A 5,909-nucleotide genomic window follows, 5' to 3' on the forward strand; every position below is an offset into this window, starting at 1 on the left:
GATCTCGAACTGATCCCGCGGCAGCGTCTGGCGCTCCAGCGAGGCCAGGCACAGGTCCAGGCCCTTCAGGTCCTGGTAGTGGGGAACGATGACGCTGACACGGGGCTCAGCGGAGCCGCTCATGCCACACGCTGCGCCAGCCGCGTCCCGATCAGCGCTGGGCGCAGGTCGGTGCGCACCGAGCGCAGCATCTCTGGAATGAACCGCTCCAGCGTAGCGAACGCCTGCTCGCTCTCACCCACGACCGAACAGCGCACCAGGATGCCGTCGGCCACAAAGCCGTCCATGGCGTTGGCCAGGCGCGCGTCGCGCTGTTCGCCGCCGCCCTGCGGCAGCCGCTCGCCGAGTCGCGTCCAGTAGATGATGTTTTCGACCCGCTCTTCGATCTTGGCGATCACGCGGCGGCCGGGAAGCTTCTGGCCCCCGCCGATGTCGACGGTGGTCGGCTGGCTCAGGGCCAGGCTGTAGCCCACCGCCGGATAGCAGCTCTCGGGCCGGTGCAGCTGGAGGAGGTCGCTCTGGGTGTCGCCGTAGGCGGCCAGGATCAGCACCGTGGAGCCGTCGGCGGTGTTGTCGTACGCCCGGCCCACTGTCTCGCTGTAGAGCGTCTTGGCCAGTCGCCCGGCCTGCTCGGGGCTCACCAGGTCGGCGTTGTTGGAGATCCAGTTGCCAAACTGCGGCGGGATGGCCTCGGCGATCGTGCCGTTCTTCAAGAGCACCAGGCGCTTGCGGGGGCGCAGCACCTCGGCGGTCCCGAGCGCGACGACGCCCAGGCCGGCCAGCACCAGGTCGCGACGACGCAGGCTCATACCACCGTCTCCTTGGCGCCCGGCCAGAAGCGCGAGACGACACTGTCGATCAGGAACATCAGCAGCAGCGAGAGCGCAAACAGGAAGAGGCCGGCCGTGATGTGCAGGAAGCCCTGCCCAACCGCGTCGCCGAAGAAGTAGGTCAGCAGGATCAGGAAGACGATGCGGATCACGTTGGCGATGATCGCCACCGGGATGATCAGCGCCACCAGGAACAGCGAGTAGCGCCAGCCAGCGTTCCGCAGCAGGTAGATATAGAACATCGTGATGGCGATCAGGCCGATCAGCGAGTTCAGGCCCGAGCAGGCGTCCTCGACGAGGAGCTGATACGGCCCGACCGTCATGGTCACGCCTTCCTGCACCAGCGGAATGCCGAACGGTACGACGACACCCGCCGCAAGGGTCGAGACCAGCAGCTTCAGGGGTGCGGTGAACTCGTCCAGCATCCAGCCCGGCACTGGCAGCAGCAGGCCTAGGTAGAAGATCGGGAACCAGTTCTTGAGCATCGTCTGCAGGCCGAAGCGGTCATAGAGCACCGCCAGGCCGAAGCCGTAGAGGCCGCCGGCCTCCAGGCTGAGGAGGTCATAGGCCCGCCCGAAGACGTAGATGGCCAGCGAGGCCGCCGCGATCGCGAAGGTCAGGAAGGCGTTGCCGTTGGTCCCCTCGGCGGACATTGCCGGGAAGCGCCGCCACAGCAGCCAGGCTCCGGTGGCCAGCACGATCGGACCGTGGGCGCCGAATTCCTTGGACCAGACCTGTGTGCCGAGCCGGTACATCGTGGGCGCGACCACCGCCAGGGCCACCAGCCCCAGGACCAGGGCGCCGAGCGACGGCAACGGCCGCCTCGTCTCCTCGCCCCCTACCACCGCCGCCATGCCACCCTCAGAACTCGTTCAGGACCGTGCCCACCACCTGGGCGCCGTCTTCGTGCAATTGTTCGGCCAGGTTCGCGACCTCTGACGTCCGCGTCGCGTGCGCCCGGGCCACGATGAGACTGTAACCTACCACCGTGCTGATCCGCCGGGCGTCGGCGCAGGTGTTGGCGGGCGGCGTGTCGATGATCGTGAACTCGAAGTCGCGCAAGCAGCGCTCGATCAGCGTCTTGAACCCATCGCCCGCCAGGATCTCCTGGGCGTTGTCGGCCACGCCGCCGGCGTAGAGCAGCGACAGGTTCGAGATCACCTCAGGATGGATCAGACCGCCCGCGTCGCCGCCCTCGTCCACGATGCACTGCTTCAGCCCGCTGGGCGGGGTCTGTGGCCGGATCAGGCTGTCCAGCCGCGGCTGGCGGAGGTTGCCGTCGATCAGCAGGGTCGCCACGCCGACTTGCGCCAGCGAGATCGCCAGGTTCGTCGCGATGAAGCTGCAGCCCACGCCCGGCGTGGCGGCGCACACGGCGAGGCCGCGGCGGCCGTCCTTGATGTGGCGCGCGATGATGTGGGTGCGCGCCGTCCGGATGGCCTCGGTCTCCTCCGGCCGATGCTCGGCCAGGGTCACGAGGTCGGGCGAGAACTCGTACTGGAGCGCCGCAGCGCCCACGTCGACGGGGGCGGACCGGGGAGCCGCGCTCAAGCCGACTTTGCTCTGTACGCTCATGCGCTTGCCGCCGAGCGCGGACGGAACGGCTTGATGCGACGCCCGAAGTCAGGCCGCCACCAGCTGGTCTTAGCGGGCCTGCCGTGACGCCGCACCACGGCCAGCACCGGGGCGTCGACCGCGCCTTCCAGGTCGTCGGCGCTACGGATCCGGCGGCCGAAGAGCTCAAGCATCAGGCCGATCACCAGGCCGAGGCCCATGCCGCCGAAGAAGGACGCAGCGATGATGAGCCGCTTCTTTGGGAACTCGGGCTCCTGCGGCGTGATGGCGTTGGCCAGCGGAACCACGCCCGCCTCTGCGACCTCGGCCTCCTGCCGCAGCTGGGCGGCGCGGGCGATGCCCTTGGTGTATTGCTCGCGACGCAGGTCGATCTCATCTTGCATCAGCCGCAGCCGCTCAACCTTATCGCGCTGGGCCATGACCTTGGCCTTCTGCGCCTCGAGCATGCCGCTTGTGGCGCGCGCCGCCGAGACGGCCGCGTTGGCGGCGCTGGCAGCCGTGTTCCGCTCCTGGGCCACCTGCTGCTCGAGCAGGGCCTTGCGGGCTTGCAGCGCCTTCAGCGTCGGGTGGTTCGGGCCGAGGACCCGCGAGGCCTGAGCGAGCTCGGCGTCCGCGAGCGCGAGCTGGCCGGCGGACGGAGCCGGCGCCGCGGGGCCCGAGAAGACGGGAGCCTGTCCCTGCGAAGCCAGCGCGGCCAGGCGGGCGCTGTCGATATCGATCTTGTCATCCTGCAGCAGGATGCCGTTCTCGCGCTCGAAAGTGGCCTTGTCGGTCTCGGCCTTGAACAGGATGGCCTTCGACTTCTCGGCCTGGGCCTCATACCAGTCGGCATTGCGGCGAGCCGCCTCGCGCCGCGATTGCAGCGTCATCTCGATGTAGGCCTTGCGCAGAGCGTCGGCGACCTGCTTGGCGCGCTCGGGCGATGGCGAGCCGAAGCTGATCTCGAGGATGTTCGACCCCTCGATGAGTTTGGCGTTCGCGCCGCCCATGACTTCCTCGGCCGCCCAGCGGGTAAAGTCGAGGTCCATCTGTGCGCTGTCGCGGTTGCGATAGGCCGCCTGGAATCTAGGGTCGTTCTCCCAGCCCAGATCCTCCACGACGCGGCGGGCGACCTGCAGATCCTTCACCAGCTCGATCTGCGTCTTGGTGTAGGCCCGCAGGAACGCGGTCGCCATGACCTGGCCCGTGACCGGGTCGGGCTTGATCACGTCGAGCATCACCCGGGACTGCGCCTCGTAGCGCGGCCGCACCAGCTGCACCGTCACGGCGGCGATCAGCGTGCAGATCACGGTCGAAGCGACGATCAGGAACCGATAGGCCCATATGATGCGAAGGAACTGGATGATGCTCATCGGCTGCGTGCTCCCGGGGCGCTGTGCTAGAACAGCCGCTCGCCGACGACCAACACGTCGCCGGGCTGGAGGAGGTCATCGAGCTTCAGCTTGACCTTCTTGCCGCCGCGGGTGGCGTCGACCTTCTTGTCCGAGCCGGACTCCGTCAGGCCGCCCGCTTTGGCGATCGCCATGCGCACGGTCATGTTGCTGACGATCGCGAAATTGCCCGGCGAATTGACCTGCCCATAGATGTAGAAGGTCTCGGCGCTCGGGCTGTAGATCTTGTCACCGGCCTTGACGAAGGGGTCCTTGTCGCCGCCGGCCGACGCCAGCTCGCGGATCGGCAGCTTGATTTCCGTGCCGTCGGACGAGGTGACCTGGAGGTAGTCGGCCGCGCCCTCACGGACGCCGCCCACGCGGGCCAGGATCTCGGAAACGCGATAGGGGCGATTGATCGGCACGAGGCCGGGACTGCCGACGGCGCCGAGCACCACGACATAGCGGCTGGCATAGCCGACGACCTCGACGGTCACCACGGGATCCGAGAAATAGCCGCCGGTTTGCAGGGCCTTGCGGACGGCTTCCGACAGTTCGGCGGTGGTGCGGTCGGCCGCGGGCACCTTGCCGATGAATGGCAGCTGGACTGTGCCGTCGGCCTGCACCCGCACGCGGCCGCCGGAGTAGCCGCCGCCCAGGAGACCCACCTCGACCACGTCGTCGCGGCCCAGCAGGTAGGCCGACGAAGCGCCCTCGGACACGACAGGGCCTGACGGCGCGGTCGGCGGCGGTTGCGCGGGTTGCGCCCAGGCGAGCGTCGACATGGCGACGGCGGCTAGCGCGACGGCGGCAGCTCTAAGGAACTTTAGCGGCATGGATCCTCGCCCGGTCAGAAGCTGTAGGAGGTAATTAGGCCGACACGCGTGGAAGTATAATTGAAACTCGGCAGATTGGTGTCTCTACGCTCATGTCGCACATCGAGTGTCACCGAACCGTTGCCCACTCGACGTACCTCGAACTGGCCGTAGGTTGCGTTGAGCCGCGAGTTGGTGACCACCAGTCCGGCCTGCAGGGTGTCCACGTTCGAGACGACGTCCTGATAGACGTGCCCAAGGACGACGTTGAACCGGCCGCCCAGGCGGTAGCGGGCGCTGCCTTCGAGGCTTTCGGCCACGTCGAAGAGCTTGCCCGGGCGGTCCGAGGGCCGCACGTTCTTCGCGGCGAGCATATTGAGCTCCAGGCGCGACCCGGCGCGGTACGAAGCGTTCGCCGCGTAGGTCGTCGCGGTGATCTTCTGCTTCGTGCCCGCCGGCGCGAATTCGCGCTTCAGACGCGTCGCCGACACCGACCCGCCGGTCGTCAGGCGGGGGCCGAACCTGCGCTGCAGTTGGAGCCCGACCGTCTCCGTGAAGAAGCCGTCGCCGATCGGCCGCCCCACGATCACGCGGTTCGGGTACTCGTTGTTGGCGTAGCTGTAGAACAGCGACGCGTTCACCAGGTTGGGCGATCCATAGCCAAGCTGGACGAAGAGCGTCTCGGCGGTGTGGTCCTGGACCACCAGCCGGTCGGCCGAGTTCTTGGTGTCGAAGCGCTGCACCGTGGCGCCGCCGTTGAGCCCGACCGGCCGTCCGCACTGGACGCCGGCGGATACGCCCTTGGTCACCTGTTCGTTCTCCACGGTGACAAGGTTCAGGTCGGCCAGGTCGCTCTGGAGCCCGCTGTAGGTCCCATAGAGGATCGGCCGGCAGATGCCGATGACCCCCGTGCCGCCCCCGGTGACCTGGTAGCGGGCGCGGTCCAGCCTATCGTTGCGGTTATGGAAATCGTAGCCAGCCACGCCGTTCAGGAACAAGGCGCTCTGGCCGATGGGCTGGACGATGTCAGCCGCGATCTGCGGCGTGATCCTCACGTCCTCGGGTACGATTCCCCGCGAGCGGGCCACGGCTTTGCCCGTGTGAGCGATGTTCGTTTCGTAGTAGGCCGCCAGACGGGCGTCGACATTCCACTGCCGCTCATGGGCGACATTCGGTACCTGTGGCGCCTGCTGGGCGACCGCCGCGCCCCCGCCGGCGCTCAATACCGCCCCAAGGGCCAGCGTCCTCAGTCGCATCCCCAACTGCTCCAATCCCCGCCATGTCTTGCCTAACGAGGTGCTTACTAGCAGTTAAAGCCG

The 5,909-nt window shown here is 67.8% G+C and carries 6 protein-coding genes; all 6 read right to left on the bottom strand.

Annotation, left to right across the window (positions count from 1 at the left end; genetic code table 11):
- Positions 1-119: 119 nt before the first annotated feature.
- Genes VGD44_RS09890 through VGD44_RS09915 form a run of 6 tightly spaced genes read right to left on the bottom strand, consistent with a single transcriptional unit; the run spans position 120 to position 5,846 of the window.
- Positions 120-809 carry an exosortase C-terminal domain/associated protein EpsI gene (locus VGD44_RS09890; RefSeq protein ID WP_331086422.1) on the bottom strand — a complete coding sequence of 230 codons (690 nt, stop codon included), beginning with the start codon at positions 807-809 and terminating at the stop codon, positions 120-122.
- Positions 806-1,684: an exosortase V gene (gene xrtV / locus VGD44_RS09895; protein ID WP_331086425.1), complete on the bottom strand. Its 879-nt coding sequence runs from the start codon at positions 1,682-1,684 to the stop codon at positions 806-808. Before xrtV ends, VGD44_RS09890 begins: the two co-directional genes overlap by 4 nt.
- A 7-nt stretch (positions 1,685-1,691) precedes the next feature.
- Positions 1,692-2,381, bottom strand: coding sequence for a CpsD/CapB family tyrosine-protein kinase (locus VGD44_RS09900; RefSeq protein ID WP_331086427.1), 690 nt, complete (start codon positions 2,379-2,381; stop codon positions 1,692-1,694).
- 20 nt (positions 2,382-2,401) lie between these two features.
- On the bottom strand, positions 2,402-3,757 hold the full coding sequence (locus VGD44_RS09905; protein WP_331086429.1) for a GumC family protein: 1,356 nt from the start codon (positions 3,755-3,757) through the stop codon (positions 2,402-2,404).
- A gap of 26 nt (positions 3,758-3,783) precedes the next feature.
- Positions 3,784-4,611 (bottom strand): SLBB domain-containing protein, encoded by an 828-nt coding sequence (locus VGD44_RS09910; protein ID WP_331086431.1) that lies wholly within the window; start codon positions 4,609-4,611, stop codon positions 3,784-3,786.
- A 14-nt stretch (positions 4,612-4,625) separates the two neighbouring features.
- Positions 4,626-5,846, bottom strand: a complete 1,221-nt coding sequence (locus tag VGD44_RS09915) for a hypothetical protein (RefSeq protein WP_331086433.1) — start codon at positions 5,844-5,846, stop codon at positions 4,626-4,628.
- Positions 5,847-5,909: the final 63 nt, after the last annotated feature.

The organism is Phenylobacterium sp. (assembly GCF_036402295.1).
Classification (GTDB): Bacteria; Pseudomonadota; Alphaproteobacteria; order Caulobacterales; family Caulobacteraceae; genus Phenylobacterium.

Coding starts and splice junctions, on each gene's coding strand:
- VGD44_RS09890 (WP_331086422.1), bottom strand. CDS start 809: ATGAGCCTGCGTCGTCGCGACCTGGTGCTGGCCGGCCTGGGCGTCGTC.
- xrtV (WP_331086425.1), bottom strand. CDS start 1,684: ATGGCGGCGGTGGTAGGGGGCGAGGAGACGAGGCGGCCGTTGCCGTCG.
- VGD44_RS09905 (WP_331086429.1), bottom strand. CDS start 3,757: ATGAGCATCATCCAGTTCCTTCGCATCATATGGGCCTATCGGTTCCTG.
- VGD44_RS09910 (WP_331086431.1), bottom strand. CDS start 4,611: ATGCCGCTAAAGTTCCTTAGAGCTGCCGCCGTCGCGCTAGCCGCCGTC.
- VGD44_RS09915 (WP_331086433.1), bottom strand. CDS start 5,846: ATGCGACTGAGGACGCTGGCCCTTGGGGCGGTATTGAGCGCCGGCGGG.